Source organism: Pantoea vagans (genome assembly GCF_004792415.1).
GTDB lineage: Bacteria > Pseudomonadota > Gammaproteobacteria > Enterobacterales > Enterobacteriaceae > Pantoea > Pantoea vagans.
Genome location: NZ_CP038854.1, coordinates 197,864 through 223,817 on the forward strand (window position 1 = coordinate 197,864; position 25,954 = coordinate 223,817).

A 25,954-nucleotide genomic window follows, 5' to 3' on the forward strand; every position below is an offset into this window, starting at 1 on the left:
AATCGACTGCGCAGCACACTGGTCCGCAACCGGAATGAACAAGGACCAGGTGAATGGCATATCGATTAAGTCTGTTAGACAAAGCGCCCGTGCTGCAGGGCGAGTCGCCTGCAGCAGCACTGCAGCGCACGCTGCAGCTGGCGCAGTTAGCTGAGGAGTGGGGTTATCACCGCTTCTGGCTGGCGGAACATCACAATACTGCGCAGCTCGCCAGTCCTTCACCGGAAGTGTTGATTGCCTGGATCATTGCTCAGACCCGCCATATTCGTGTCGGCTCGGGCGGGGTGATGTTGCAGCATTACAGCCCGTATAAAGTGGCGGAAAACTTTAACCTGCTCGCCTCACTGGCACCGGGCCGCATCGATCTCGGTGTGGGCAAAGCGCCGGGCGGACTGCCACTTTCAACCCATGCCCTGCAACAGGGTGTCGATGCGGCTAAAAAAGGCAGCTTTGCCGAACAGCTTCAGCTGCTGGATAGCTGGCTTAAACCTACACAGGTACAGCCTGATGACGAAAGTTTAGCCGCGACGCCGCTGCCATCACGTCCTGCTAACCGTTTTCTGCTGGGTGCCAGTGAAGAGAGCGCACGGCTGGCGGCCAGTCTGGGCTGGCAGTTCGTCTTTGCAGCTCATATCAATGGCGACCGCCAGTTGCTGGAGCACGCACTGAGTACCTTCTCTCGCCTCAGTAATGGCCAGCGCGCACTGGTCGCTGTTCAGGTAGTGGTGGCCGACTCGCCCGCCGAGGCTGACCTGCTGGTTTCCACGCTGCGTCATTATCATGTGTCGGTGAAAGACGGGCCTGGCGTCAACGTCGGCAGTCTTGAACAGGCTGAGCGCTATGTGCGTCAGGGTGGATATCGCGATTATCAGATTGAGCCGCGCACGCCGTCACTGCTGAAAGGCACCGCAGCACAGGTTCATGCCCAGCTGGATGCGCTGCACCATAATTTCGACATTGATGAATTCGTTATCGACACGCCGATTACCGAGCCGGTTGCCCGCCTGCAGTCACTGGAGTTGCTGGCTACGCATCATCTGGTTGCAGCCTGAGTCTGAGTGGAGAGTCATCATGAGCAATGCATCACAACTGATTGAATGGCGGCGTGAATTGCATACCTGGCCGGAGCTGTCGGGTCAGGAGTTCGCCACCACCGCCCGGCTGCGGGGCTGGTTGCAGGCGGCGGGCATCCGGCTGCTCGACTATCCCCTTGAGACGGGTCTTGTGGCGGAAATTGGCAGCGGAGAGACCGTTATCGCCCTGCGCGCCGACATCGATGCGTTGCCGATCCATGAGGCGAGCGGCGTGCGTTTTCACTCCCGTCATCCCGGCGTGATGCACGCCTGCGGTCACGACCTCCATAGCGCGGTGATGCTGGGCGCGGCGTTACAGCTTAACGCCGGGGCCGATCAGTTGCCTGGTCGGGTGCGCATCCTGTTTCAGCCCGCTGAGGAGATAGCGCGCGGAGCACGCCAGTTTATTGACGCGGGCGTGCTGGATGAGGTTCAGGCTATTTTCGGCATGCACAACGAGCCTTCACTGCCTGTCGGCACCTTTGCCACCCGCAGTGGCGCGTTCTATGCCAATACAGACAAATTTATTATTCGCGTTACCGGCAAAGGCGCACATGCCGCCTATCCGGAGCAGGGCGTCGACAGTATTGTCACCGCCAGTCAGATTATCCAGGCCTTACAGGGACTCACCAGTCGCAGCTTCAGTGCGCTGGACAGTCTGGTGCTGAGCATTACCCGCATCGACGGCGGCAAAAGCTGGAACATATTGCCGGGCGGCGTGGAGTTTGGCGGCACGGCCCGCACTCACGATTTACAGCTGCGTGCCGAACTGGAACAGCGGGTGCGCACGCTGGTTGAGCACTTTGCTGAAGCCAATGGCGCGCAGGCGACCCTGAGCTGGCATCCCGGCCCGCCGGTGCTAATCAACGATGCGCACTGGGCAACCTTCAGCAGTGACGTCGCGCAGCAGGCAGGCTATCGGGTGCAGTCCGCCGAACTGCATCTGCTGGGTGAGGATTTTGCGTTCTATCTGCAACAGGTGCCGGGTGCGTTTGTCAGCATCGGCAGCGCCAGTGATTTCGGTCTGCACCATGCCAGCTTCACCCCGGATGAGGCGCTGATTGCCCCCGCCGCCGACTACTTCGCCCGACTGGCCCGCCAGGCGCTACAACACCTCAATGCGCGATGTCGGGAAGCCATTCTGAACTGAATTCATTTGCAGCCCGTTAAAACACGGGGGTTCTGACAACCCTCGTCGGGCATCGCTACGACTAAAAAAGAGAGAGCATCATGACCACAAGACAACTTCGGCTGGGCACTATTCTGCATGGCGCGTCGGGAAACATGTCTGCCTGGCGCCATCCGGCGGCGCAGGCCGATGCCAGTATTAATCTGGAGTACGCCAAAAAAATCGCCCGCAAGGCGGAGCAGGGCAAGCTCGATTTTCTGTTTGTCGCCGACGGGTTGTTTATTAATGAGAAATCGATCCCGCACTTTCTTAATCGTTTTGAACCGCTGACGCTGCTCTCGGCACTGGCGGGCGTCACGGAACATCTGGGGCTGGTCGGTACCGTTTCCACCTCTTACAGCGAGCCGTTCACCGTGGCGCGTCAGTTTGCCAGCCTCGATCACCTCAGCGGCGGGCGTGCGGGCTGGAACGTTGTCACCTCGCCGCTGGAGGGTTCCGCCAAAAACTTTTCCCGCGAGAAACACCCGGAACACGCGTTGCGTTACCGCATTGCCGACGAGTATCTGCAGGTTGTGAAAGGCTTGTGGGATTCGTGGGAGCAGGATGCCTTTGTACGGGACAAGGAGAGTGGCCAGTTCTTCGACCTGGCGAAGCTGCATACGCTTGATCATCACGGTGACTTCTTCCAGGTGCAGGGACCGCTTAACATCGCCCGCACGCCGCAGGGCCGTCCGATCATCTTCCAGGCGGGTGCGTCCGATGACGGTAAAAAGCTGGCGGCGCGCCATGCTGACGCCATCTTTACCCATCAGCCAACCCGTGAAGAAGCCCAGGCATTTTATCAGGATGTGAAACAGCAGCTGGTAGCGAACGGTCGCCAGCCAGAGGATCTGCACATCTTCCAGGGTGTCAGCGTGATCGTGGGTGATGATGCGGAAGACGTAGAGCGTCAGTATCAGACCACGGCGGCGCTGGTATCGATTACCGATGCACTTAACTACCTCGGTCGTTTCTTCGACCACCATGACTTTTCACAATATCCGCTGGATGAGCCGTTCCCGGACATCGGCGACATCGGGCAGAACAGCTTCCGCAGCACCACCGACGAGATCAAACGCAAAGCACAGCAGCATGGCCATATGCTGCGCCAGGCGGCACTGGAAGCCGCAACGCCGCGTCCGCTGTTTCACGGCACGCCGGAAGAGGTCGCGGATGGCCTGCAGCTCTGGTTTGAGACCCACGCCACAGACGGCTTCATCATTAATGGCGGCACACCCGATACCTTTGAGCGTTTTGTCGACCGCGTGGTGCCGATTCTGCAGGCTCGCGGCCTGACGCGCCGCGACTACCCTGGCAGCACCCTTCGCGACAGCTTCTCCCTGAAACAACCCGTTAATCAGTTCACCTCAAAATAAGAGCCTACGTCATGAAAAAAACATCGCGTCTTCTTGCCCTGCTTATTCTGGCCGCCAGCAGCCATGCGCTGGCTGAAGGCACCAGCGTTTCCTATAACGGCCAGCGCGTCAGCCTGGAAGCGAATAAAGCGCCGATTAATACGGTGAAAAATCCTGACGCCATCGCGCAACTGCCCGCGGGACATCACTTTGTGGTGCCGGGCGCCTTTACCGTGGCCGTGGCGGCGCAGAACTCTCCGCCGCTGACGGTGTTTTCCGATGACAACAAAACCCTGCTCGGCAGCGAAGTGGATATTGCCCGACTGGTTGCGGACAGCCTGGGATTAAAACTTAACGTCGTACCGACGTCGTGGGAAGACTGGCCGCTGGGTGTGGCCTCGGGCAAGTATGATGCGGCGATCTCCAACATTACCGTGACTAAAGAGCGCAAAGAGAAGTTCGACTTCGCCACCTATCGCAAAGACTCACTCGGCTTTTATGTCAAAACCAGTAGCCCGATTAAGTCACTGACCAAAGCGGAAGACATTGCCGGACTGCGGATCATCGTGGGATCCGGCACCAATCAGGAGGCGATTCTGCTGGCGTGGGATAAAGAGAATCAGGCAAAAGGCCTGAAAGCCTTTACGCCGGTCTATACCAAAGATGACGCCGCCCAGACGCTGGCACTGCAGGCGGGGCGGGCCGATGCCTACTTCGGTCCTAACGTGATTGGTGCCTGGAAAGCGGCGCTGACCGGTAAAACCCGGCTGGTCGGCAGCGTGGATGGCGGCTGGCCAAAAGCGGCGCACATTGCCGTGACGGTGAAGAAAGGCAGCGGCCTCGCGGAACCGATCAGCACCGCGCTGAATGGCGTCATCGGCAATGGCGATTATCAGAAGGTGCTGAACCGCTGGGGTGAAGGCGTGGAGCATATCGATCGTTCTGAAATCAACCCCGCCGGCCTGGGCGACTAAGGAGCTGACCATGAGTGAATCCACTTTCCGCGAAGTTTCGCCGGAGGCTCCCGAGCTGCAACCGATTCTGGGTGGTTTGTTTGGTGAATATTCAGCACGTTATGGCGACTTTTTCTCACGCCGTAACGAGCAGGAGCAGGAGCTGACCGAATGGTATCTGCCGCCGCAGGGACTGTTTATTGTGCTGGAGCGCGACGGCGAAATCATCGCGATGGGCGCTTACAAACCTTATGACCCGCAGACCGCTGAGCTGAAACGCATCTGGACCCGCAGCGATCTGCGCCGTCAGGGGCTGGCGCTGGTGGTGTTGCAGGAGCTGGAACGGCGCGCCCTGCAGGCGGGCTATCAGCGGCTGTTTCTCACCACTGGCTTTCGCCAGCCGGAGGCGGTGCGGCTTTATACCGGTCACGGCTATCAGCCACAGTTCGACCTGAGCGGCGATCTGGAGCGTTACGGCCAGCCGCCACACGACGGGCGACTGCGCTTTATTAAAGTGATCGGCGTGTATAACGTCGCTGCGGCAAGTTAAGGAGTGACGATGAGTAAACATCAACATCTGCAGGTGGTCCCGGCACGTTATCCGGCGCGCACCGCAGGCGCTATCGTGGCGCTGTTTATCCTGGCGGGCGTGATTCAGTCAGTGGCCTTTAACCCGCGCTGGGAGTGGGGCGTGTTTGCCCGCTGGTTTTTTGATCCCGTGATCCTGCACGGCCTGGGTCAGACGCTGCTCCTGACTCTGCTGGGCACTATTTTCAGCCTCTTCTTTGGCGGTCTGCTGGCGCTGGCGCGTCTCTCCTCGTCGTGGCTGCTGAGCACCCTGGCATGGGGCTACATCTGGCTGTTCCGTTCGCTGCCGCTCATCGTGGTGCTGATCATTCTCTATAACTTCTCCTACCTCTACGACACGCTGTCGATTGGCATTCCGTTTACCGGCCTGTCGTGGGGCGCATTTCAGACGATTAACGTGCTGGGCCAGTTCCCGGCGGCGGTAATTGGTCTGACGCTGGTGCAGGCGGCTTACAGTGCGGAGATTATCCGTGGCGGGATCCTCGGCGTCGATCACGGTCAGGTGGAAGCCGCTTCCGCGCTGGGGCTTTCCGCCTCACGACGGACCTTCCGGATCATTCTGCCACAGGCGCTGCGCGCCATTATTCCGACCGCATTCAACGAAATCATCAGCCTGGCGAAAGGCACATCCGTGGTTTATGTGCTGGCGATGCCGGAGCTGTTTTACACCATCCAGATGATTTACAACCGTAATCAGGAAGTGATCCCGCTGCTGATGGTCGGTGCCGCCTGGTATCTGATTATCACCACCGTCCTGTCCGTGATTCAGTATTACGTTGAGCGCTGGCTGGCCCGCAGCGTGAACCGTGAGCCGCAGCCTTCGCGCTGGCAACAATGGCGCAACCGCGTCACGCCACTTCATCCGACCGAGGAGATCAGCCATGTCCGAAGCCATTGATTACCGCACTTCACACACCACAGGTGCCATCAGTATTACCGGCGTGACCAAGCGTTTTGGTAAACACACAGCGCTGGATGATGTTTCGCTGTCGCTGGAGCCTGGATCGGTCACGGTGATTCTGGGGCCGTCCGGCTCCGGAAAATCCACGCTGCTGCGCACCATCAATCATCTGGAGCGGGTCGACGAGGGATTCATTCAGATTGATGGCGACTTCATCGGCTATCAGCAGCGCGGCGACAAGCTGTATGAACTCAAAGAGAAGGCGATTCTGCGGCAGCGTATCAACGTCGGCTACGTGTTCCAGAACTTTAATCTGTTTCCGCACCTCAGCGTGCTGGATAACCTGATTGAAGCGCCGATTGCCCATCGTCAGCTGACGAAATCTGAAGCGATAGCGCGGGCGGGTGAACTGCTGGATATTGTCGGCCTGCGCCATAAAGCCGATGCCTGGCCGCGTCATCTGTCGGGCGGGCAGCAGCAGCGTATCGCTATTGCGCGTGCCCTGATGCTCAATCCCCGCGTGATGCTGTTCGATGAACCGACCTCGGCGCTGGACCCGGAGCTGGTTGGTGAAGTGCTCGATGTGATCAAAAAGCTGGCGCGTTCCGGTACCACGCTGGTGATTGTGACCCATGAGATCGGCTTTGCCCGTGAAGTGGCGGACAACGTGGTCTTTATGGTGGATGGCCGGATTGTTGAGCAGGGCAGCACCACGCAGGTACTGAACAATCCGCGCCATGAGCGCACCCGCCGTTTTCTGGCGCGCGTGTTATGAGGGCGCTGACGTTAACAGCGCTGACGCTGCTCCCGGTGCTGAGCTGTCCGGCGGCGGAGAAGCTCGATGTACTGAAAAACGAGACGCCAATCCATGCTCCGGCGAATCCGCAGGCGATCGCGAAAATCCCGGCTGACTTTCACTTTATCGAGCCCGGTACGCTGACGGTTGCGACTGCCGCGACTAACTCACCGCCGCTGTCGCTGCTGGCGTCTGACAACGTCACGCGGATCGGCAGCGATCCGGACATCGCCAGGCTGCTGGCTGACAGTCTGGGGTTAAAGCTGAAGCTGGTTCCGGCCTCGTGGGAGGACTGGCCTCTGGGCATCAGCGCCGGACGCTATGATGTCGCGATGTTTAACATTGCCGTTACTGAAGAGCGTAAGAAGAAGTTCGATTTTGCGACCTATCGCGCTGATAACCACGCCTTTGCGGTAAAAAGCGACAGTAAAATCAGCCAGATTAGCAGCCCGCCGGATATTGCCGGTAAGCGGATTATCGTCTCATCGGGCACCAATCAGGAGCGCATATTACTGAGCTGGGATCAGCAGAACCGGGCTAAAGGTCTGCCACCGGTGACCCCGATTTACCTTACCGATGATGCGTCGGCGACCCTGACGCTGCTGTCGGGGCGGGCTGATGCGATCTTTGGCCCGCACTCGATGGCCGCCTGGAAAGTGGCGTCACGCGGCCAGACAAAGCTGGTTGGCAGCGGACCGTTTCGCGCCTGGGTTGCCGTGACCACTAAAAAAGGGAATGGCCTGGCACCCGCATTGCAGACTGCGCTGGATGGCACCATTACGGGCGGGCAGTATCAGCAGGTGCTGACGCGCTGGGGTGAACAGGATGAAGCTGTGACGCACTCCACGGTGAATCCGCCGGGCATTGTTTACTGAGTCGGCAGAACCGGCTCTCCTGCTGAAGCCGGTTCTGCAATCTGATGACCACAGAATTGAACTACACTCTCCAGCGTTAGTGATTTATCCTGCCCGCCTGTTTTCGTAAAAAATCCTCACTGCGTGGCGGAGTAATTGACCTGGAAGCCCCATGAAAATCAGATTCCTTTCTGCCAATGAGCAAAAGCTGGCGGAGGTGCGTAAGATACTCGAGCCTGTCGGGGTCGAAGTATTACCCATCGCCCGTCGTATCGAAGAAATTCAGACTGAAAACGAGCTGGACCTGGTGCGCGATAAACTGACCAAAGCCTTTTCGCTGATTGGGCGACCGTTGTTTGTTGAGCATACCGGTCTCTATCTGGATGGCCTCAATGGTCTGCCCGCCGGTCTGACCCGCATCTTCTGGAACCGCCTGGACGCTGAGCGCTTTACCGCGCTGGTGCAGGGACTGGATAGCCAGGCCGTGACGGCCAAAACAGTGCTCGGCTACTGCGACGGCCGCAAAATGTATCAGTTCTCGGGTGAACTGCGCGGCACCATCGCCGCGAAACCCGCTGGGACGCGCGGCTTCCAGTGGGATTGCGTCTTTATCCCCGAAGGGTATGAGCAGACCTTTGCAGAAATGGGCGAACTCAAGAATGAGATCTCGATGCGGCGCATCGCGCTGGATCGCTTCGCCACCTTTTTAAAAACCTCTCGGGGAGTGGCATGAAACCTGAACTCAAACGCGCCTATGATTCCGGCAAACTTATTCTGTTTGCCGGTGCCGGTATTTCGCGTAATTTTGGCCTCCCCGAGTGGCATGAACTGATTGCTCACCTGGCTAACGAGCTGGGTTACGATCCCAAAATCTTCAATACCTACGGTACGCACCTGTCACTGGCGGAGTATTACAAGCAGAAGAAAGGGTCGCTTGGCCCGCTGCGCAGCTGGATGGATCGCGAGTGGCACCGGCCGGATATCGATGTCCGGTCTTCTGAAATTCATACCATGATTACTCAGGGTAACTTCTCGCGCATCTATACCACCAATTACGATCGCTGGCTGGAAGCGGCGCACGAGGCGCACGGCGTTCCCTATTACAAAGTGGCGAACGCCGCTGACCTGGTCTCGCTGACCGAAGATAAACGTCACATCATCAAGCTGCACGGTGACTTCGATGATGACACCTCTATCGTGCTCGATGAGAGCAGCTATTTCGAACGCCTCTATTTTGACTCACCGCTCGACATCAAACTGACTCATGACGTAATGGGCAACTCCGTGCTGTTTGTCGGCTACAGCATCAGTGATTTCAACATTCGCCTGCTGTTTTACCGTCTGACCAAGATGTGGGGCCGCACCGGGCTGGCGACGGCCCGGCCAAAATCGTACCTGTTCACTAACCGTAATAACCCGGTAGCCAAAGAGGTGCTGGGGCAGTGGGGGATCGAGGTGATCGTTTCGGAAGAGGACGATCCGCGCAAGGCGCTGGCGATGTTCCTTGAAGAGTTGCTGGTGTAGTCCGCATAACGTCCGGCAGAAAAGCGACAGGAAAAAGAAAAAAACCTGCGTCCGGTTAAGGTTAGCTCGTGCATAACCGATAAACTCTATTCTCTGCTGGCAAAGCATAACCGGCATGATATACTGTATGTATACACAGTACCTGAGGGCGAAAAGATGGCTGTTGAAACAAAATTTGTTGTAGTCAGAAAGGGTGAAGAGAAGATGACGTTTGCCAATAAGAAAGAGGCCGATGCCTACGACAAAATGCTCGATATGGCCGAAGCCTTCACTGACTGGCTGTTACAGCATCAACCTGCACTGGAGGAATCTCAGGCAGAAACGCTGGGCCTGCTGATTGCCGAGCAGAAAGATGCGGTGCAGCATATTCTGCGCACCAGCAAACTGCCGGACGTGGCCGCAGGCACGACGAAGCCTGAAGCCGTGGCAGAAGAGGGTGCGGATGATCAGGCGGAAGAGCCTGCTGCGAAGAAAGTACGCGCCGTTAAAGCTGCCTGATTGCCACAACGCCGGAAGCGAACCTTCCGGCGTTGCTGTTTTTAGCGGCGATTATCATCACTCGCACCCCATCAGGACTTAATGATTGTCGCGGGTATCAACCTGATAGCGCGTGCTTCGTCCGCCACCCTCCAGCCGGTAGAGACAGCCTTTCTCTACCAGATCCGCCAGATGACGGGTCGCGGTCGCTTTACTCACTTTAGCCACCTTCTGATACTGGCTGGCGCTGATCCCCAGTTCAAAACCCTGCTCACCGCCGTCAAGCAGTCGGTTCAGTACTTTTACCTGTTCCGCGCTCAATCCCATTCCCTGATGACGCAGCCAGAAACGCGCTTTCATCTGGGTGCGATCGATAACGTTCATCGCCTGCTTCAGGCTCTCATCCAGGATATCAAGAAACCACACCAGCCAGTCTGTGATATCAAGGCCGCCTTTCTGCGTCTGCTCAAGGATGCGGTAATAACCGGCACGCTGCGCCAGAATAGCGGGCGACATGGCATACAGGCGGATGCTCTGGCTGTCGGCCTGCGCCAGTGCCAGATCGGTTAACGCACGCGTGATACGCCCATTACCGTCATCAAACGGGTGCAGGGTGACAAACCAGAGATGACAGATGGCGGCGCGCAGCAGCGGGTCCAGCATCACGTCATGCTGACTGCTGTTGAACCACTCAATAAACTGTGTCAGCTGCGGCTCCAGTCCCTGTCGCGGTGGGGCTTCAAAATGCACCGTGGGGCGATCGATGCGACCAGAGATCACCTGCATCGGCTCACTGCCGCGCAGCGTGCCGACGCTCAGACGCTGTACCGTCCATTCATCTGCCGGGAAAAGCCAGTGATGCCACTGAAATAATCGTTCAGGCGTCAGTGGCTGGCTGCGATTGTTGATAGCATCAAGCATCATCGCGGCCAGCCCTTCCGAGCGATCGGAGACCGGATAAGGCTGTTCTTCCGTGACGCCTAACCGGCGCGCCAGCGATGAGCGTACTGACTGCACGTTTACCCGCTCCTCTTCAATCGCGGAAGAGGAAAGGATATTACTCAGCAGGGTATCCAGCGTCTGCGAATCACTGTCTGACTGCAGGCTGGCTCGTCCCAGCAGCAACCCGCGCTGCTGCTGCAGATGGCGCAGGCGCGGTAGCAGAACGGCATCCTGCCATTGAAAATCGGGCCAGTCCGGCTGCTGCCAGATCCAGTTAACGCTCATAGTTGGCTCACAGTAAGAGGAGATGAGCCGAATAGAGTTTGCTATTCGGCTCACAGAATGAGTCGATAATAGCGAATATCCGGCTCACAGGCCAACCGTAAGGAATTAAGGACAAAAAAAAGGACCCGAAGGTCCTGTTTGCTTAGCGGGAGAACTGCATAAAGGTGTCTGAATAGTAGTGAACGATCCAGGCAACATACGCCAGCCAGACAACCATCCCAATGGCTAATCCTGATTTACCGATCATTGATCTCTCTCCACAGTGACAAAGGGCTACAGCAACTGTTGACATAAACTGACAGTAAAGGCGGGCAGCAGTATTGTTGCAGATCAAAAAAAGCCTGTTCATACGCAGCGCCATATCCTCTTTGCGATCAATTTTCCTGAATGACTCACAGCCAGACAGGCAGCCCGCCAGAATTACGCTGACTAAAGTTCAAAAAAACGCCGCCGATAGATGATCTCAGGAGCAACGTAATCACAAGGAGGGAAAGAAACAGGTAAATTCCAGGGGAATCACTATGGCCAGTCAGTTAACACATAAGAAAAGAATGAGTACCCGTGCACAGATGCTGATCATGGGTGGTTTGACAATTATGCTGGGATTTACCGTGACTATCGGCGTCCTCAGCTGGCAATCGGGTAAAGAACAGAAGGTACTCGCAGAAAACTATCTGCAGCAGATAGCACAGAGCCGTGCGCTTCAGGTGCAGCAGGAGCTGGGTCATGCCCGTGATGTTGCCAGTCATCTCGGGCAAAGTCTGATTGCGCTGCCTCAGGCCGCTATTACCGACCGTAAAGTGGCCGATAAAGTCATGGAGTATGCGCTGCGCGCCAACCCTGATTATCTGTCGATGTCGGTAATATTCGAACAGAATGCGTTTGATGGCCGCGATGCGGAGTTCGTGTCACAGCCGGGCCAGGCGCCACAGGGACGCTATGCTTTTTTTGTGGATCGTGACGCATCAGGTAAATACGCGATGCATCCGCTGCTCTCCTATCTGACGCCGGGTCAGGGCGATTACTATCTGATCCCGCAAAAATCACAAAAAGATACGCTTACCGAACCTTACAGCTATGCCTATAACGGCGTGCCGACATTGCTGACTTCCGTGGCTGCCGCGATTATCGATCAGGGCACCTTAAAAGCGATCGTCACCTCTGACATTTCACTGGCCTCTCTGCAGCAGAAAGTGAATCAAATCAAACCCTGGCAGGGCAGCGGCTATGCGCTGTTGCTCTCGAATGGCGGAAATGTGGTGTCCTCGCCAGTGAAAGAGGAAGCGGGTAAACCCTGGAAAGGCGAAAAAGATGGCTTTACGACGAAAGTCGTACAGCATTTTGATGCCGTGCTGGGTGAAGAAGCATTAGTCACCTGGCAGCCGGTGGTAATTGGTAACAGTGACAAACCCTGGTATCTCGGCGTCGTCGCACCGGTCAGTCAGGTGATGGCTGCTGCCAACCGGCAGCTGATGTGGGCGCTGTTGCTGATGGTGGTCAGTATTCTGCTGGTCGGCACCGTACTGGGCATGCTGTTCAGCCGTAAGGTGCTGCGTCCGATTGGCGGCGAGCCGATTGAAGCGGCAAATATTGCGCTGGCCGTCGCGGATGGCAAGCTGGATAACGCGATTGCAGTGAAAAACGGCGATCGCAGCAGCCTCTTCTTTGCGCTTCATACTATGCAAAGCCAGCTCCGGCAGATTGTCGGGCAGATTAAAGATTCCAGTGAATCTGTACGACAGGGCGCGGGCGAAATTGCCAGCGGCAACCTCAATCTGGCGTCACGCACTGAAGAACAGGCCGCCGCACTGGAGCAGACCGCAGCCAGCATGGAGCAGATCAGCGCCACGATCCGCCTGAATGCCGATAATGCGCAGCAGGCGACCAGCCTGACTGAAAACGCGACGCACATTGCCAGTCGCGGTGCCTCGCTGGTGGGCGAAGTGGTGCAGACCATGGCGCAGATCGATGACAGCTCGAAAAAGATTGGCGACATTACCACCATGATCAATAGCATTGCCTTCCAGACCAATATTCTGGCGCTCAACGCGGCGGTAGAAGCAGCACGCGCCGGTGAGCAGGGCCGCGGTTTTGCGGTGGTCGCGTCGGAAGTGCGAAATCTGGCCCAGCGCAGTGCTAATGCGGTGAAAGAGATCGGCGCACTGATTGAAGAGTCGAGCGTACGTGTTGAGAGTGGCGTCCGGCTGGTAAACGATGCCGGTAAGACCATGCAGGAGATGATGCAGGCGGTGAATTCAGTGCAGGGGATTATCGGTGAGATCGTTACAGCGTCAAGCGAACAGGCGCGCGGCATCAGCCAGGTAACGATTGCGGTCAATGAAATGGATGGCGTCACCCAGCAGAACGCCGCACTGGTACAGCAGATGTCGGCGGCCGCCAGTTCGCTGGAAGACCAGGCGCAGCAGCTGTCACAGACGGTGGAGCAGTTTCATCTGGCGTAAAGCGGACGTATGCTCCCTGAGCCCATATCTGCTTCACAGACTAAAAAACCCGCCAGCGGCGGGTTTTTTTATCATTGTTCCGTCAGCCGCACACCGCTGCTGGCATCGAACAGGTGCATCTTATCCGGTTTCACGGTCACCGGCAGCGTGCCGCCCGGCACGGCATCGCTCCGACCAGTCAGCTGCATATGCAGCGGGAAACCCTGCCAGTTCAGATGTAATAGTGTCGACTCGCCGGTAATCTCCACAATGTTCACCGCCGCCGGTTGCCCGCAGGCATCAAAAATCAGATCGTGGGGTCGTACACCCAGCGTCACCGGCTGATCGGCCTGCTGCAGCGCGGCGTGGTGCCAGCGACCGGGCAACGGCAGCCATTGCTCGCCACAGCAGACGCCGGGCAGACCATCGCGAGTCTGGAAACGCGCATCCAGCAGGTTCATCGGCGGTGAACCAATAAAACGCGCCACAAAGGTGTTAACCGGCCGGTCGTAAATCGCCAGCGGCGCACCCTGTTGCACAATCACACCATCTTTCATTACCACAATCTGATCCGCCAGCGTCATCGCCTCGACCTGATCGTGCGTGACATAAACCATCGTGGTTTTGAAACGCTGATGCAGGGACTTAATCTCGGCACGCAGCTCCATGCGTAACTGCGCATCCAGGTTAGAGAGCGGCTCATCGAACATAAATACCTGCGGATTGCGCACCATCGCCCGGCCCATCGCCACACGCTGCCGCTGCCCGCCGGACAACGCCCGTGGATAACGCTGCAGCAGCTGGTCGATACCCAGAATAGCCGCGATACGGGCGATTTTGCTTTTCTGCTCCTCGCGCTTCACCTTTTTCACCTGCATGTGAAACGCCAGATTTTCGGCAACGGTCAGATGCGGATAAAGCGCATAGCTCTGAAACACCATCGCGATATCCCGGTCGGCGGGATCGAGGTCATTGATCTGCTTTTTATCCAGCATAATCGCCCCGTCAGAGACGCTATCCAGGCCGGCGAGCAGCCGCAGCAGGGTAGACTTGCCGCAGCCGGAGGGACCGACCAGCACGGTAAAACTGCCGTCGGGAATGGTTAAATCGAGCGGATGCAGCACGCTCTGTTTTCCGTAGCGCTTCGCCACCTGTACAAGTTCAACACTGGCCATGGTCAGCGCACCTCATTGGTTAATTGGAGTTGTTGCCAGCTGGGATAGCGACGCGGAGAGCTGCTTATCGCCTGTGAGGCCACTTCAATGCCCCAGCGCAGCGCGGTGAGCGATGACTGGCGGTAGAGCAGTGCAGCCAGAAAACCGGCATTAAAACTGTCTCCGGCACCGATGGTATCCACCACCGTTACCGGCTGGGCGGCGGCAAACTGCACAGAGGCGGCAGACCAGAGACGTGCGCCCTCTGCGCCACATTTAATCACACAACCGCCGCGACCACTGAGACGGGCGGCCAGCTGTTTACCGCTTTGATCCAGCAAATCTGCGCCTGCTAAACCCAGCGCTTCAACCTCATTCAGCAGTAGCCAGTCGCAGTCCGCCAGCCATCTGCCCATCTCAAGGCGAAGCTCATCGCTCCAGCCCGCAGGTGGCCAGCCGGTATCCACGGCCACACTGAAGCCACGCTTTTGTAGCTCAGTCAGTAGCGCCGGATAGTGGTCATAGAGTTCAAGACAGAGAAAGGTGCCGCACAGCAGCACGATGTCGCCCGGCGTCGCCTGCAGCGGCAGCTGAGCCAGCACATCGTCCGCGGTCAGGACGGTAATATGGCCGTGATTGCTCAGAAACGATCGTTCGTTATCGGGATGGGTAACGCCCACCGTCAGCGAGGTCTCACAGGCGTAGCGCGGCCAGTGTGCAGCGCTGTGGGGAAAGTGACTGGCGAGCCAGTGGCTGAAGCCATCGTCGCCCTGATTCGCGATGGCCCGATGCGGCACCTGCATCGCCTCCAGCGCCAGCGCACAGTTACCCGCAGACCCGCCGGGACGTAGCTCGCTGTGCTGCAGCATCACTTCCGTGCCGCGTTTCGGCCAGTCGCTGAGCGTACTCATGATTAAATCGACATTGATATTGCCTACCACATAGAGCGTGGACGCGATGGTCTTGTCCATAATTATCCCTTACTCCCGCCGCTGGTGAGACCGCTGACCAGCGTCTTCTGTAACCAGATGGCAATAAACAGAGGCGGCACCGACGCCAGAATGCCAATCGCTGCGATCAGCCCGTCATCGGTCGCGCGTCCGGCGGTGAAGCCGGCAATCGCGACCGGCAGGGTCTGTGCCGAAATATTGCTGGTGAACAGCAGCGCATAGAAAAACTCATCCCAGGCAAGCAGCCAGCCAAACAGTGCCGCGGCACCCAGTACCGGCTTCGCCAGCGGCAGCGTGATGCGCAGCAGAACCTGCCAGAAGCGCAGGCCATCCAGCCGTGCCGCCTGTTCGATATCGCGCGGCAGCGAGTCAAACTGATTCTTCAGCATCCAGGTCAGAAACGGCAGGATCAGCGAGCAGTAGACCATCACCAGACCGGGACGGGTGTTGAGCAGCCCCAGCTGTTGCAGCAGAAAGTAGAGCGGCAGCACAAACGCCACCGGCGGCACCATGTAGATCGCCAGCGCGCCGGAAAGCCAGGCATCGCGCCCGCTGTAGCGTGAGAAGCTGAAGGCAGCCGGTATCGCCAGCAGCAGCGAGATCGCCGTCGCCACCGTCGCCACCAGCAGGCTGTTACCCAGCGCATGCAGGAAAATGTTGCCCGGCTGGTTGGGTGCCAGCGAAACCAGCCCCTGATAGCGACTGAAATCCCACTGGCGTGGCAGCCATTCCAGTGGCACGCGGGAGAGATCGCTGGCGGAGCTGACGCTCATCAGAAACAGCCAGCCCATAGGGGCCAGAATGCTGATGGCGACCAGCAGCGCCGCGCCGTAACGCAGCACCCGGCGCAGTTTAGTTTTCATAAGCGGAACTCCGGCGGCGCTGATGCCATAACATCAGCAGGTAAAGCGTGATTAGCAGAGCGCACATCAGGGTCATCAGGATCGCGTAAGCGGCACCGCTGCCGGCACGCAGGTAGCTGAAGGACTCCTGATAGACAAAAAAGCTCAGGGTTTTGGTACTGTCTACCGGCCCGCCGCGCGTCATCACGTAGATAATGTCAAAGATCTTAAAGGCATCGATGGTACGTAACACCAGCGCGACGCCCAGCGGCGCGACAATCGCCGGGAAGGTAATGGCGCGGAAACGCCGCCAGGCAGATGCGCCATCCAGCCGTGCTGCTTCAAACAGATCTTCGGGGATCGACTGCAGCGCTGCCAGCACCAGCAGCGTAACCAGCGGATAGTTTTTCCAGATATCTGCAAACATTACTGCATTGAGTGCCGCATCTGGCGATCCCAGCCAGCTGCGATAGCCATCAATGATGCCGAGCTGGCTAAGCAGGGCGTTGATGCTGCCGTAATCGGGATTAAAGTTGAGCCGCCACATCATGGCGTTGACGATGGTCGGCAGCGCCCATGGCAGAATCACCAGCACCCGCAGTACGTTGCGCCCGACGAATTTCTGATTCAGCAGCAGCGCCACAAGCACCCCAATGACGCCTTCAAAAGTGACAGACACCAGCGTGAAGTAGAGCGTGCGCCAGACAGACGCCCGAAAATCGGGATCGCTCAGCGCATAGAGGTAGTTTTCCAGCCCAATCCAGGCAGGCGTTTCACCGCTGCCAATCAGCGCAGCGTCGGTAAAACTCAGCCAGATGGTGCGCAGCAGGGGCCAGGCGGTTAACAGCAGCATCACCAGCAGCATAGGTGCCAGCAGCACCCATGCCTGACGCTGTTCGCGTTGACGCAGACTCAGCATCATGACTCCTTAACGCAGCCGGGCGGCGCTTTTATCCACCGTCGCCATCGCGTCCTGCGCCGGGATTTTACCCAGCAAGACCTGCTGTAACTGCTGCTGCAGCTGGTTCGACAGGCGTGAATAGTCGGTGGTTTCAGGACGTGACAGCATCACGTTTAGCGATTTATCCGCTGCGGCAATCAGGCTCTCCTGATCCTTTTTTACCGCCTCGTCCTGATAAGAGGATTTCCAGATCGGCAGGCTGAGCTTCGCATACTGGTTTTGCACCGGCTGTGAAGTCATGTACTGAATATACTGCCACGCCTCGTTAGCATGCGTGCTGCCTTTGGTGATCCCCAGACCCATCGAACCATTCACCGCACCCACTTTTCCTGGCGCATCACCCGGCGCAGGCATAATGCCAACATCACCGGCTACTCTGCTCTGCTTAGGATCGTTTGCCATGTTGTACATGTAGGTCCAGTTCAGCGCGAACGCCGCATCGCCATTCGAAAACGATTTGCGCACATCCTCTTCCAGATATTCACGGGAAGCCGGATTACTCAGGCCGTCATCGAGCGAGCTTTTCATCAGGTTCAGCGCCTTGAGTGAAGCCGGGCTGGAGAAGTCGAGCTTGCCATTCTGATAGAACTGCCCGCCAAAGCCTGATACCAGCGTGGTGTAGTCACACACCAGCGCTTCCGCCTGAGACCAGCTCCAGACCAGCGGATAACTCACAATCTTTTTCTCTTTGATGATTTTCGCGTCATCCAGCACCTGCTGCCAGGTCTGTGGCGGGGTGGTTATGCCCGCTTTCGCCAGCATCGCTTTGTTGTAGTAGAGGTATTTGGTATCAAGGATCCACGGCATCCCCAGCGTTTTACCTTTATAAATCACGGTGTTCATCGCGCCCGGAAAAACCTTCTCTTTCTCCTCTGGCGTAATGCGCGTGCTGACATCCTGCAACAGATCGAAGCGGGTAAATTCCGCTGGCCAGATGGCGTCGAACAGCACCACATCATAGCCATTGCCGCCTGCGCCACGCGCCGCCACAATTTTATCGTGCAGCGCTTCATAGGGAACAAACTCCAGATTGACGGTGACATCCGGATGCTGCTTCTGAAAATTCTGCGTCATCGCGCGAATGTCATTCTCGCTATAGGCCGCCTGGGTCATAAAGAGGGCATTAATCTGGCTGGCCGCCGCCGCGCTGCCTGCGCTTAACATCAGTAAGGCGGCAAAACCGGCTTTGAGTTGAGGGGTATAACGCTGTGACATGGTCTTCTCCACTGGGTAGCAACAGGCTGTCAGTTAATTAAATCAATTTGATTGATTTAATCGGGGGCGCAATTCTGGTCAGCGGGTGAACTGACCTGTGAGTATCAAGCAAACGGCGTGCCACAAGATTAAAAACTACGCAACAGTGCCGTAACAACGCTGAAACTCAGACTGCGCTTTTATGGCAAAATTGCCTATTCTGATGCGCGGGATTTGCGTGCAGGATCAAAGATATTGTTTGCCCGAACGCTTTCAGAGACCAATACTGTCGGGTCGCGCTGTAATGGAAAACAACATGAAAACCTCGGGTACAAACCTTGAACATGCGCGGGCGCACAACCGGCGTGTTGTGATTGAAGCCATTCGTCTGCACGGAGAGCTGACCCGTGCCGAACTGGCGCGCATGACGGCACTGACGCCGCAGACCGTATCGAACATCGTGGCGGAACTGGAGCAGGCCGGACTGCTTACCAGCCGTCAGCCGCGCCGCAGCGGGCGCGGTCAGCCTTCCATTCCGGTCACACTCAATCCCACCAGTGCCTGGTCGATTGGCATTCATCTTGATCACCAGACGCTCTTGCTGGTGCTGGTCGATCTGAGCGGTGAAGTGCATTTCCGCCGCCTCGTGCTGGTGCAAAAACCTCAGCCTGCTGCCACCCTGGCGTGCATTGCTGGCGTGCTGGAGGAGATGCGCGCTTTTCTGGGCACGCAGTGGAAAAAGGTACTGGGGATCGGTGTGGTGATGCCGGGACCTTTTGGCGTGGAGGGTATTTCATCCGTCGGACCGACCACGCTCAATGGCTGGGAGCATGTGGATATTGAAGCTGAGCTGGCCGCTATCAGCGGGCTGCCGGTAACGCTGGAAAACGACGCCACGGTCGCCGCCATCGGTGAACGCTTTCACGGTACGGCGCGTCATCTCAACTCCTTTATCTATCTCTACATCGGCACCGGTCTGGGTGCCGGCATCTTCACTGATGGCCACATCTATACCGGTCATGCCCACAATGCGGGCGAGATTGGCCACATTGTGGTGGAGCCGGGTGGTCGCGACTGCTACTGCGGTAATCAGGGTTGCCTGGAACGTTATGTCTCGCTGCAGGCCGCCTATGAATTCTGCGGGCTCGATCCGATGCGGGCGCTGCCTGAAGATCTGCTGCAGATTGAACCCGCGCGTTTCACCGCCTGGATTGAGAGCGTGACAACGCCGTTGCGCCAGGCAATTAATATTCTGGAGTCAGTGTTTGATGCAGAGGCGGTGATTATTGGCGGGATGATGCCTGCGCCGTTGCTGGAGCAGATGGTCGCGCGCCTGCCGCCGCTTTATCAGTCGGTGCGTGGACGTTACCTGTTAGATATGCGGCTGAAGAGGGGCATGACCGGCAGCGATACCGCTGCGCTGGGGGCCGCCGCGTTACCGATCTTTGATGAATTCAATCCGCAGTTTCAGGTGCTGATGAAGTAGAAAAACGGCGCTGTTGCAGACAACAGCGCCATAAGCATTAACCCGGGTAGATACCGCGATCTTTACGCGCCATCAGAATCCGTTCACACGCTACGATATACGCCGCGGTGCGCAGCGAGCAATCCTTCTCCTTTGACTTCTCCCAGATATGAACCATCGCTTCGGTCATAATCTTATCGGAGCGACGATTGATCTCATCTTCACTCCAGAAGAAGCTGGCCATGTCCTGAACCCATTCGAAGTAGCTGACGGTCACGCCGCCGGCATTACAGACCACGTCCGGCACCACGATAATGCCGCGCGTTGCCAGCACATCATCGGCATCCGGATAAGTCGGGCCGTTTGCGCCTTCCAGCACGATTTTGCAGCTCAGGATCTCTGCGCGCTCGCGGGTAATCTGACCTTCCAGCGCGGCCGGGATCAGGATATCCATCTCAGTGGTCCAGAACGCCTCTTTATCAATGCTCTGAGCACCAGGGAAACCGGCAATCTGCTTGTGGGCGATCTGCCATTCGCTCAGCGCGGCCATATCAATGCCATCTGAATTATAAATCGTCGCCGTGTGGTCCTGAATCACCACCACGCGCGCGCCCGCCTCGTCAAACAGGCGTGCTGCTTCGCTGCCAACGTTACCGAAGCCCTGAACCGCCACGCGGGCACCTTCGATTTCAATACCTGAACGACGAGCCACTTCCCGGCCAGTTATAAACACCCCACGGCCGGTTGCTTTTTCGCGGCCCAGTGAACCGCCCAGGTGAATCGGTTTGCCGGTCACCACGCCGGTAATCGTGGTGCCGTGGTTCATGGAGTAGGTATCCATCATCCACGCCATCACTTTGCTGTTAGTGCCAACGTCCGGTGCCGGAATATCTTTTTGCGGTCCAATGATGATGCCGATCTCGCTGGTATAACGACGGGTCAGCCGCTCAAGTTCACCCTCGGAGAGTTTGAAGGGATCGACCCGGATGCCGCCCTTAGCCCCACCGTAAGGCAGGTTAACCGCCGCACATTTAATGGTCATCCACGCAGAAAGCGCCATGACTTCATTCAGGTCGACAGCCGGGTGATAGCGAATACCACCTTTGCCCGGACCGCGTGAAAGGTTGTGCTGAACGCGATAGCCTTCGAAATGGCGAATCGAACCATCATCCATCTGGAGAGGAATGTCGACAATCAGCGCACGTTTTGGATGCCGCAAAGTATCTATCCAACGTGAAAGGTCGCCCAGATAGGGCGCAACCCGGTCAATTTGCTGTAAGTAGGTGGACCAGGCAGATGTGCTGCTTTCAGACGCATAAGATAACTTATCCATAAAAAACCTTTCTTAATGAAGTTATTTATTGTGTGGAGCCGTGGATGGTGAGCGCATTGTATGGCGCGGACATAATCTAACACTTCTGAAACAAATAAGATGGGGTGGCTGCCCTGTAAAAGTGCAGTCGCGCCCCATTTTGGGGCGAATTCAGTGAATAGATTTTGAGAGATGCCCCTTAAAGACGAATAATAATGCGCTCCAGGTGCGTACGGACTGCATATAAGGGAGGATCTCGCTATCTTTCAATTCTTTGAGGGCGTTCAAAAAGTTAAATAATTGATCTTAACTTCATTGACTTTGGTGCACCAATTAAGTGCATGAGAATAAGTAATCAAAGGATTACCTTAAGTAATGGATTGGGCAGGAAATAAGCAATTTAATCATCTGGTTAGATTAAATATGATTGTAAAGGGCGGGGGAAGAGAAATAGCGGGCCAGCGCTGAAAGGCTGGCCCGGAAGATTTATTGCTGCAAAGCCTGTTCGGCTTCTTTCAGCTCTTCACGCGCTTCTTGCAGCTTATCTTCGCGCTTCTGAATCTTGCTGGCACTGCGTCCTTCCGCTTTCGCTTTTGCCAGTTCCTGTTCACGCTCCTGCACCTTAAACTTTTTCTCTGCCACTTTTTCCTGGCGCTGCTTTAACAGGCTCCCTTCAGTGCAGTTTTGATCCACTTCGCGCAGCGCTTTTTCAAGGCCGGCAACCTGATGGGTATTATTGTGCTGGCGGGCGTAGGAAATCTGGGTCTCAATCTCCTGCTTTTTGGCGGCACAACCGGTCAGATTAGATGCCGCATGCGCAGCGGTGAAAGTCAGTGGCAACAGGCAAAGGCTGAGGGTCAGTAAAGTCTTTTTCATCGTAGTCTCGTCAATGAGTCAGGTTGAGGCACCAGTATACGTAGCCACCTTAAGAGATTCTTAACGGAAAAAATTATTTACTGGCGCGGAAAAGCGGGGGAATGGAAAAGCTGCCTGCTGTCAGGCAGCGCTAGAAGAGGAGGTCTGTGAAAAAAGCAGATTACGATCAGGTCCACTGAGCATAACCGGAAAACCATCTTCACTCTGCTGTTCAAAATAGTCCTGCATTACCTGGCTAATCCCCGCACCACACCACATCACATGATGCTGATGAATGGCGGTTTTAATCGCTGGCTGTCCGGTGGCACGTGAATCAACCGCGACATTAAAGCCCATCGCCGTCAGACGAATCGCCTCCAGCCAGATTTCTGTTTTATCGAGTACGCTCACCGCTTCCAGAAACAGAGGAACGGACGATTCGTTGCGCGATGAGACGCGCATCACTTTGTCCGCCTGCTGCTTAACGGTTTGCTCAAAACGGTCGAGGCGTCGTGACGCGCCCTGACGGTGGTCGGCATAGAGCCAGACGCTCAGCGGCCGCAGCAGATTAATGATGAAATCATCACCGCTGTAGTTACTGGACATGTTGTGCATCTGACGTGAAAGCGACAGCGGCGTGCCAAATTCAAGCTGCCAGAGCATGTCGCCCTTACGCGCCGCCCAGCCGTAGGTCTTGACTGCCGATGCGTCCTGCTGGCCCTGCCTGATCTCACTAAGTGTTGCGCCGGTTGCCGTTAAACCAACCAGATCATGGATTTCACTAAGATGAGTATTGCTCCACTCGTCTGCATTCTGCTGTGATGTCAGTAATCCCTGCTTCATCCAGCGCTTCAGATTCGCGGGATGCGTGCCGGTTATCGCACAAACAGTATCAGTAGTATGAAATTGCATATCGTGCCCTCTGCTGAGGGAAAGGCCGCCGGGATTAACCGGGGATGAACAACCACTATGAACCTTATAATCGTTAATTAACAGGGTTAATGCCTGTTAAAAGCGCAAAACAGCACGTGTCACGCTGCGCTTATTCGGGTTGCTGAACAGGTTAAATTCAGCGGGATCAGCAGGTTAAATGCGCTATAACTCATCATAAAAAGACTGTGTATTTATTCAGTAAAGATTCTTTACGCAATAAGTCCGCAAAAGCAGCGCTGTTTTGTCCATTTTAAGAGCATGCTGACTTCCCACCCCCTTACATCTGGCCTGCAAACCGCTAAAATAGTCGGTTCTGATGATCAGGAGAAAGAGTGTCCAATGCGTTATCGTTTTACTCTCGCCGTGATGACGGTTGCTGCTGTACTGACTGGCTGTGCGAAACATGCCGCCAGCGATGCACCAGATGAATTTGCTGCTGGTCCGACACAGATCGATGTCTCACATATCAAGACCCGCGCGGATGATGGCTCCAGCGTATTCCTGACGGTAGATGGCAAAGAGGCTGGCAGATTGCCGAATGGTGAAAGCAAACTGCTGCATGTGCCGGCGGGTAAGCATCAGGTCGGGGGATATGTGCCGACGCTGTTTGGTATGGGCCGTGTCACCATTGCGCCAGTTGAAGTGACCACGTCACCTGAAGATGTCAAAAAAGTGGCCTATACGATCACCCGCAACAAAGCGACCTTTGTCGAGAACAAGGGCGAACAGGGCTGAGTTGATAACGGCGGAGAGCAGCGCTCTCCGCTGGAAACGCCAGTTATAAACCGAGCTCGCTCAGCGAAGGATGGTTATCCGGGCGACGCCCCTGTGGCCAGTGAAACAGCCGCTGTTCTTCGCTGATTTTCAGGTCGTTGATGCTGGCAAAACGCTGCGTCATCAAACCCTGCTCATCAAACGCCCAGTTCTCGTTACCATAAGAGCGATACCACTGTAGCTGCTCGTCGTGCCATTCATAGGCAAACCGCACCGCAATCCGGTTCTGGTCAAAACTCCACAGCTCTTTAATCAGCCGATACTGCTGCTCCCGCTGCCATTTTTGCTGCAGGAACGCGACAATATCTGCCCGGCCCGTCAGAAAGGTATCGCGATTACGCCACAGGCTATCTGCCGAATAGGCCAGCGCGACACGTTCAGCATCCTGACTGTTCCAGCCATCTTCAGCGAGCCGTACTTTTTCCATTGCCTGTTCAGGCCGTGTAAATGGCGGTAAGGGCGGGCGTAAATTTTCCAACTTTCTCTCCTCTACAGCGCGGGCAGATGCGTTATCCGCATCCATGACAGGTTAATCAGAGATCGAGCGCGTGGATCTGACAGACAGCGCGTGCCGCTTCCTGGCCCTTTTTAACAAAGTGCTGGGTATAGAAGTCGATGAACTCTGCTGATGGCTGGAAATTGTGAGGCGTCAGTGACACGGAGAAGACGGGCACGTTAGTCGTCAGCTGCGCCTGCATCAGACCACTCACGACCGCCTGAGCGACGAAATCATGACGATAGATGCCGCCATCCACCACCAGTGCTGCACAGACAATCGCATCGTAATTGCCGGTCTGTGCCAGACGTTGCGCCAGCAGCGGCATTTCAAAAGCGCCAGGAACATCCCATGTTTTAATCTCATATGAGGCACCGCGACTTTCAAGTTCCTGTTCAAACCCGGTCAGAACCTGAGAAACGATTTCGCTGTGCCAGTTAGCTTTGATAAAGGCGACTTTCAACGGCTGCATGACTTACTCCAGTAATAGATAACATTCAGTGGTAACGGGCCAGACTGAGCCTCAGCACACCGAATCAAAATAGTGAGCATCGCAGGTCAGTAACCTGCTGAGAGCCTTCACTATACTGCAATGTAAAGAGTCTGTGTCCATCAATGTGATTATATGTAAATAACAGATGGCGTCATTAGCCTTACTGGCTGCAGGAAATGCGTGCCTGCCATTGATTAACTCGTCCTGAACACGCCTTCCAGACCGGAAAACACCTTCTGCTCCCATGTTTGCGTAACCGGTTCCATTTACGTTATTGCTTAAATAAAATACTGGATATTTGAACAGGTGTTTGTATAATAAATGGACTGCCCGCCGGGTATTGGTAGCGTTAGCGAGGGGTGAACCCATGATGATTTCGACTGAAAGCCTCAAATCTCTGGAACAATCGGTCACAATGAGCAGCCGTGAACTGGCTCAGATGACCGGCATTACACACGGAGAAGTGAAGCGGTTAATCAAAAGTCTGGAAACGGCTCAGCGTCTTTCTCAGCCACTCAAAGTAAATGACTATGAGCGGGATGGAGAAGTGCGCCAGGAGTATCGTCTCAGCAAGCGTGACTCTCTGCTCGCTGTAGCGCGTCTTTCCCCGGGCTTTACGGCTGAAGTGCTGGACCGCTGGCAGGATCGTGAAAAAACCACGCATCTGCCTGACTTCACCAACCCGGCTGAAGCGGCTCGCGCATGGGCTGAGCAGTTTGAACAGCGTCAGGCAGCGGAGCAGCAGCTGGCCCTCTCGGCTCCCAAGGCGGCGTTCTTTGATAGCTTCGTAGAAGTTGACGACTCGCTGGGTTTTCGTCAGCTCTGCAAGATGCTGAAAGTGAAAGAGCCGGAGTTCCGCCAGTTCCTGCTGGAGCGCAACATCATGTACCGCGCCAAAGGAACGCTGACGCCGCAACACTACCATCTGCAGGCGGGCTACTTTACGCTGCATACCGGCACCGGTGAAAACCAGCACGCTTTTTCTCAGGCGCGCTTCACCTCAAAAGGGGTGAAATGGGTAGCGAGCCTGTGGGCGGGACATCTCTCAGCTCAGCCTAAAGGTGCAGCCGCGTAATTTTACCTCTGGCTTTCCTGACGGCCGCCTGCACGCAACCCGTGCCGACAGGCGTGCAGATGAAAAATGCAGATATAAAAAAGGCCGCATCAG

Annotated in this window: 26 protein-coding genes; 15 read left to right on the plus strand and 11 right to left on the minus strand. The window is 56.3% G+C overall.

Annotation, left to right across the window (positions count from 1 at the left end; translation table 11 throughout):
• Positions 1 to 53: 53 nt before the first annotated feature.
• From EGO56_RS19825 to EGO56_RS19875, 11 genes are all read left to right on the plus strand, one after another.
• The gene (locus tag EGO56_RS19825) at positions 54 to 1,052 is read left to right on the plus strand and encodes an MsnO8 family LLM class oxidoreductase (protein WP_061060762.1); all 999 of its coding nucleotides are present in this window, start codon (positions 54 to 56) and stop codon (positions 1,050 to 1,052) included.
• Positions 1,053 to 1,071: 19 nt separating this feature from the next.
• The gene (locus EGO56_RS19830; protein ID WP_135910771.1) at positions 1,072 to 2,223 is read left to right on the plus strand and encodes an amidohydrolase; all 1,152 of its coding nucleotides are present in this window, start codon (positions 1,072 to 1,074) and stop codon (positions 2,221 to 2,223) included.
• 80 nt (positions 2,224 to 2,303) lie between these two features.
• Positions 2,304 to 3,617 (plus strand): LLM class flavin-dependent oxidoreductase, encoded by a 1,314-nt coding sequence (locus tag EGO56_RS19835; protein WP_135910772.1) that lies wholly within the window; start codon positions 2,304 to 2,306, stop codon positions 3,615 to 3,617.
• Between the two features lie 11 nt (positions 3,618 to 3,628).
• On the plus strand, positions 3,629 to 4,570 hold the full coding sequence (locus EGO56_RS19840) for an ABC transporter substrate-binding protein (RefSeq protein ID WP_135910773.1): 942 nt from the start codon (positions 3,629 to 3,631) through the stop codon (positions 4,568 to 4,570).
• A gap of 10 nt (positions 4,571 to 4,580) precedes the next feature.
• On the plus strand, positions 4,581 to 5,099 hold the full coding sequence (locus EGO56_RS19845; RefSeq protein ID WP_033735754.1) for a GNAT family N-acetyltransferase: 519 nt from the start codon (positions 4,581 to 4,583) through the stop codon (positions 5,097 to 5,099).
• A gap of 9 nt (positions 5,100 to 5,108) precedes the next feature.
• Entirely contained in the window at positions 5,109 to 6,035 is a 927-nt protein-coding gene (locus tag EGO56_RS19850) for an amino acid ABC transporter permease (protein WP_135910774.1), read from the plus strand.
• Positions 6,019 to 6,813, plus strand: a complete 795-nt coding sequence (locus EGO56_RS19855; protein ID WP_013196298.1) for an amino acid ABC transporter ATP-binding protein — start codon at positions 6,019 to 6,021, stop codon at positions 6,811 to 6,813. Before EGO56_RS19850 ends, EGO56_RS19855 begins: the two co-directional genes overlap by 17 nt.
• Positions 6,810 to 7,709 (plus strand): ABC transporter substrate-binding protein, encoded by a 900-nt coding sequence (locus tag EGO56_RS19860; RefSeq protein WP_135910775.1) that lies wholly within the window; start codon positions 6,810 to 6,812, stop codon positions 7,707 to 7,709. The genes EGO56_RS19855 and EGO56_RS19860 overlap by 4 nt, the downstream gene beginning before the upstream one ends.
• A 151-nt stretch (positions 7,710 to 7,860) precedes the next feature.
• A complete protein-coding gene (locus tag EGO56_RS19865; RefSeq protein ID WP_033735745.1) occupies positions 7,861 to 8,421 on the plus strand; it encodes a non-canonical purine NTP pyrophosphatase in 561 nt (186 codons plus the stop codon).
• Positions 8,418 to 9,212: an SIR2 family protein gene (locus EGO56_RS19870; protein ID WP_010247078.1), complete on the plus strand. Its 795-nt coding sequence runs from the start codon at positions 8,418 to 8,420 to the stop codon at positions 9,210 to 9,212. The genes EGO56_RS19865 and EGO56_RS19870 overlap by 4 nt, the downstream gene beginning before the upstream one ends.
• A gap of 156 nt (positions 9,213 to 9,368) precedes the next feature.
• Positions 9,369 to 9,710, plus strand: coding sequence for a YebG family protein (locus tag EGO56_RS19875; RefSeq protein ID WP_135910776.1), 342 nt, complete (start codon positions 9,369 to 9,371; stop codon positions 9,708 to 9,710).
• Between the two features lie 78 nt (positions 9,711 to 9,788).
• On the opposite strand, the gene EGO56_RS19880 is transcribed toward EGO56_RS19875, so the two are convergent.
• Positions 9,789 to 10,916 carry a Fic family protein gene (locus tag EGO56_RS19880; RefSeq protein WP_135910777.1) on the minus strand — a complete coding sequence of 376 codons (1,128 nt, stop codon included), beginning with the start codon at positions 10,914 to 10,916 and terminating at the stop codon, positions 9,789 to 9,791.
• Between the two features lie 521 nt (positions 10,917 to 11,437).
• Between EGO56_RS19880 and EGO56_RS19885 the strand changes: the two genes are divergently transcribed.
• Positions 11,438 to 13,378 (plus strand): methyl-accepting chemotaxis protein, encoded by a 1,941-nt coding sequence (locus tag EGO56_RS19885; RefSeq protein WP_135910778.1) that lies wholly within the window; start codon positions 11,438 to 11,440, stop codon positions 13,376 to 13,378.
• 71 nt (positions 13,379 to 13,449) lie between these two features.
• Here EGO56_RS19885 and EGO56_RS19890 read toward each other — a convergent pair whose 3' ends face one another.
• From EGO56_RS19890 to EGO56_RS19910, 5 genes are read right to left on the minus strand one after another with little or no spacing between them, the layout of a single operon-like run.
• Entirely contained in the window at positions 13,450 to 14,532 is a 1,083-nt protein-coding gene (locus tag EGO56_RS19890) for an ABC transporter ATP-binding protein (protein WP_135910779.1), read from the minus strand.
• A 2-nt stretch (positions 14,533 to 14,534) separates the two neighbouring features.
• On the minus strand, positions 14,535 to 15,482 hold the full coding sequence (locus tag EGO56_RS19895; protein WP_135910780.1) for a carbohydrate kinase family protein: 948 nt from the start codon (positions 15,480 to 15,482) through the stop codon (positions 14,535 to 14,537).
• 2 nt (positions 15,483 to 15,484) lie between these two features.
• Positions 15,485 to 16,324, minus strand: coding sequence for a carbohydrate ABC transporter permease (locus tag EGO56_RS19900; protein WP_135910781.1), 840 nt, complete (start codon positions 16,322 to 16,324; stop codon positions 15,485 to 15,487).
• Complete coding sequence (locus EGO56_RS19905; RefSeq protein ID WP_135911032.1) at positions 16,314 to 17,222, minus strand: carbohydrate ABC transporter permease; 909 nt, start codon at positions 17,220 to 17,222, stop codon at positions 16,314 to 16,316. Before EGO56_RS19905 ends, EGO56_RS19900 begins: the two co-directional genes overlap by 11 nt.
• Before the next feature lie 9 nt (positions 17,223 to 17,231).
• Positions 17,232 to 18,479 (minus strand): extracellular solute-binding protein, encoded by a 1,248-nt coding sequence (locus EGO56_RS19910; RefSeq protein WP_135910782.1) that lies wholly within the window; start codon positions 18,477 to 18,479, stop codon positions 17,232 to 17,234.
• 295 nt (positions 18,480 to 18,774) lie between these two features.
• Between EGO56_RS19910 and EGO56_RS19915 the strand changes: the two genes are divergently transcribed.
• Entirely contained in the window at positions 18,775 to 19,944 is a 1,170-nt protein-coding gene (locus EGO56_RS19915; protein ID WP_135910783.1) for an ROK family transcriptional regulator, read from the plus strand.
• Positions 19,945 to 19,981: 37 nt separating this feature from the next.
• Here EGO56_RS19915 and EGO56_RS19920 read toward each other — a convergent pair whose 3' ends face one another.
• The 3 genes from EGO56_RS19920 to EGO56_RS19930 all read right to left on the minus strand — a co-directional run bounded on the left by EGO56_RS19920 (position 19,982) and on the right by EGO56_RS19930 (position 23,002).
• On the minus strand, positions 19,982 to 21,256 hold the full coding sequence (locus EGO56_RS19920) for a Glu/Leu/Phe/Val family dehydrogenase (protein ID WP_135910784.1): 1,275 nt from the start codon (positions 21,254 to 21,256) through the stop codon (positions 19,982 to 19,984).
• A 465-nt stretch (positions 21,257 to 21,721) separates the two neighbouring features.
• Positions 21,722 to 22,111, minus strand: a complete 390-nt coding sequence (locus EGO56_RS19925; RefSeq protein ID WP_135910785.1) for a DUF1090 domain-containing protein — start codon at positions 22,109 to 22,111, stop codon at positions 21,722 to 21,724.
• A 120-nt stretch (positions 22,112 to 22,231) separates the two neighbouring features.
• On the minus strand, positions 22,232 to 23,002 hold the full coding sequence (locus tag EGO56_RS19930) for a transcriptional regulator (RefSeq protein WP_135910786.1): 771 nt from the start codon (positions 23,000 to 23,002) through the stop codon (positions 22,232 to 22,234).
• 360 nt (positions 23,003 to 23,362) lie between these two features.
• Here EGO56_RS19930 and EGO56_RS19935 point away from each other — a divergent pair, with 360 nt between their 5' ends.
• A complete protein-coding gene (locus EGO56_RS19935; protein ID WP_135910787.1) occupies positions 23,363 to 23,758 on the plus strand; it encodes a hypothetical protein in 396 nt (131 codons plus the stop codon).
• Positions 23,759 to 23,801: 43 nt separating this feature from the next.
• Here the strand turns inward: EGO56_RS19935 and EGO56_RS19940 are convergent, their stop codons facing one another.
• Positions 23,802 to 24,275, minus strand: a complete 474-nt coding sequence (locus tag EGO56_RS19940) for a nuclear transport factor 2 family protein (protein WP_135910788.1) — start codon at positions 24,273 to 24,275, stop codon at positions 23,802 to 23,804.
• Positions 24,276 to 24,330: 55 nt separating this feature from the next.
• Complete coding sequence (locus EGO56_RS19945) at positions 24,331 to 24,765, minus strand: 6,7-dimethyl-8-ribityllumazine synthase (RefSeq protein ID WP_033735722.1); 435 nt, start codon at positions 24,763 to 24,765, stop codon at positions 24,331 to 24,333.
• Positions 24,766 to 25,153: 388 nt separating this feature from the next.
• Here EGO56_RS19945 and EGO56_RS19950 point away from each other — a divergent pair, with 388 nt between their 5' ends.
• On the plus strand, positions 25,154 to 25,861 hold the full coding sequence (locus EGO56_RS19950; protein ID WP_013196273.1) for a phage antirepressor KilAC domain-containing protein: 708 nt from the start codon (positions 25,154 to 25,156) through the stop codon (positions 25,859 to 25,861).
• Positions 25,862 to 25,954 lie beyond the last annotated feature (93 nt).

Coding starts and splice junctions, on each gene's coding strand:
- EGO56_RS19930 (WP_135910786.1), bottom strand. CDS start 23,002: ATGCAATTTCATACTACTGATACTGTTTGTGCGATAACCGGCACGCAT.
- EGO56_RS19890 (WP_135910779.1), bottom strand. CDS start 14,532: ATGGCCAGTGTTGAACTTGTACAGGTGGCGAAGCGCTACGGAAAACAG.
- EGO56_RS19850 (WP_135910774.1), top strand. CDS start 5,109: ATGAGTAAACATCAACATCTGCAGGTGGTCCCGGCACGTTATCCGGCG.
- EGO56_RS19935 (WP_135910787.1), top strand. CDS start 23,363: ATGCGTTATCGTTTTACTCTCGCCGTGATGACGGTTGCTGCTGTACTG.
- EGO56_RS19875 (WP_135910776.1), top strand. CDS start 9,369: ATGGCTGTTGAAACAAAATTTGTTGTAGTCAGAAAGGGTGAAGAGAAG.
- EGO56_RS19920 (WP_135910784.1), bottom strand. CDS start 21,256: ATGGATAAGTTATCTTATGCGTCTGAAAGCAGCACATCTGCCTGGTCC.
- EGO56_RS19895 (WP_135910780.1), bottom strand. CDS start 15,482: ATGGACAAGACCATCGCGTCCACGCTCTATGTGGTAGGCAATATCAAT.
- EGO56_RS19865 (WP_033735745.1), top strand. CDS start 7,861: ATGAAAATCAGATTCCTTTCTGCCAATGAGCAAAAGCTGGCGGAGGTG.
- EGO56_RS19880 (WP_135910777.1), bottom strand. CDS start 10,916: ATGAGCGTTAACTGGATCTGGCAGCAGCCGGACTGGCCCGATTTTCAA.
- EGO56_RS19915 (WP_135910783.1), top strand. CDS start 18,775: ATGAAAACCTCGGGTACAAACCTTGAACATGCGCGGGCGCACAACCGG.
- EGO56_RS19840 (WP_135910773.1), top strand. CDS start 3,629: ATGAAAAAAACATCGCGTCTTCTTGCCCTGCTTATTCTGGCCGCCAGC.
- EGO56_RS19845 (WP_033735754.1), top strand. CDS start 4,581: ATGAGTGAATCCACTTTCCGCGAAGTTTCGCCGGAGGCTCCCGAGCTG.
- EGO56_RS19825 (WP_061060762.1), top strand. CDS start 54: ATGGCATATCGATTAAGTCTGTTAGACAAAGCGCCCGTGCTGCAGGGC.
- EGO56_RS19830 (WP_135910771.1), top strand. CDS start 1,072: ATGAGCAATGCATCACAACTGATTGAATGGCGGCGTGAATTGCATACC.
- EGO56_RS19870 (WP_010247078.1), top strand. CDS start 8,418: ATGAAACCTGAACTCAAACGCGCCTATGATTCCGGCAAACTTATTCTG.
- EGO56_RS19900 (WP_135910781.1), bottom strand. CDS start 16,324: ATGAAAACTAAACTGCGCCGGGTGCTGCGTTACGGCGCGGCGCTGCTG.
- EGO56_RS19885 (WP_135910778.1), top strand. CDS start 11,438: ATGGCCAGTCAGTTAACACATAAGAAAAGAATGAGTACCCGTGCACAG.
- EGO56_RS19855 (WP_013196298.1), top strand. CDS start 6,019: ATGTCCGAAGCCATTGATTACCGCACTTCACACACCACAGGTGCCATC.
- EGO56_RS19860 (WP_135910775.1), top strand. CDS start 6,810: ATGAGGGCGCTGACGTTAACAGCGCTGACGCTGCTCCCGGTGCTGAGC.
- EGO56_RS19910 (WP_135910782.1), bottom strand. CDS start 18,479: ATGTCACAGCGTTATACCCCTCAACTCAAAGCCGGTTTTGCCGCCTTA.
- EGO56_RS19925 (WP_135910785.1), bottom strand. CDS start 22,111: ATGAAAAAGACTTTACTGACCCTCAGCCTTTGCCTGTTGCCACTGACT.
- EGO56_RS19905 (WP_135911032.1), bottom strand. CDS start 17,222: ATGCTGAGTCTGCGTCAACGCGAACAGCGTCAGGCATGGGTGCTGCTG.
- EGO56_RS19950 (WP_013196273.1), top strand. CDS start 25,154: ATGATGATTTCGACTGAAAGCCTCAAATCTCTGGAACAATCGGTCACA.
- EGO56_RS19945 (WP_033735722.1), bottom strand. CDS start 24,765: ATGCAGCCGTTGAAAGTCGCCTTTATCAAAGCTAACTGGCACAGCGAA.
- EGO56_RS19835 (WP_135910772.1), top strand. CDS start 2,304: ATGACCACAAGACAACTTCGGCTGGGCACTATTCTGCATGGCGCGTCG.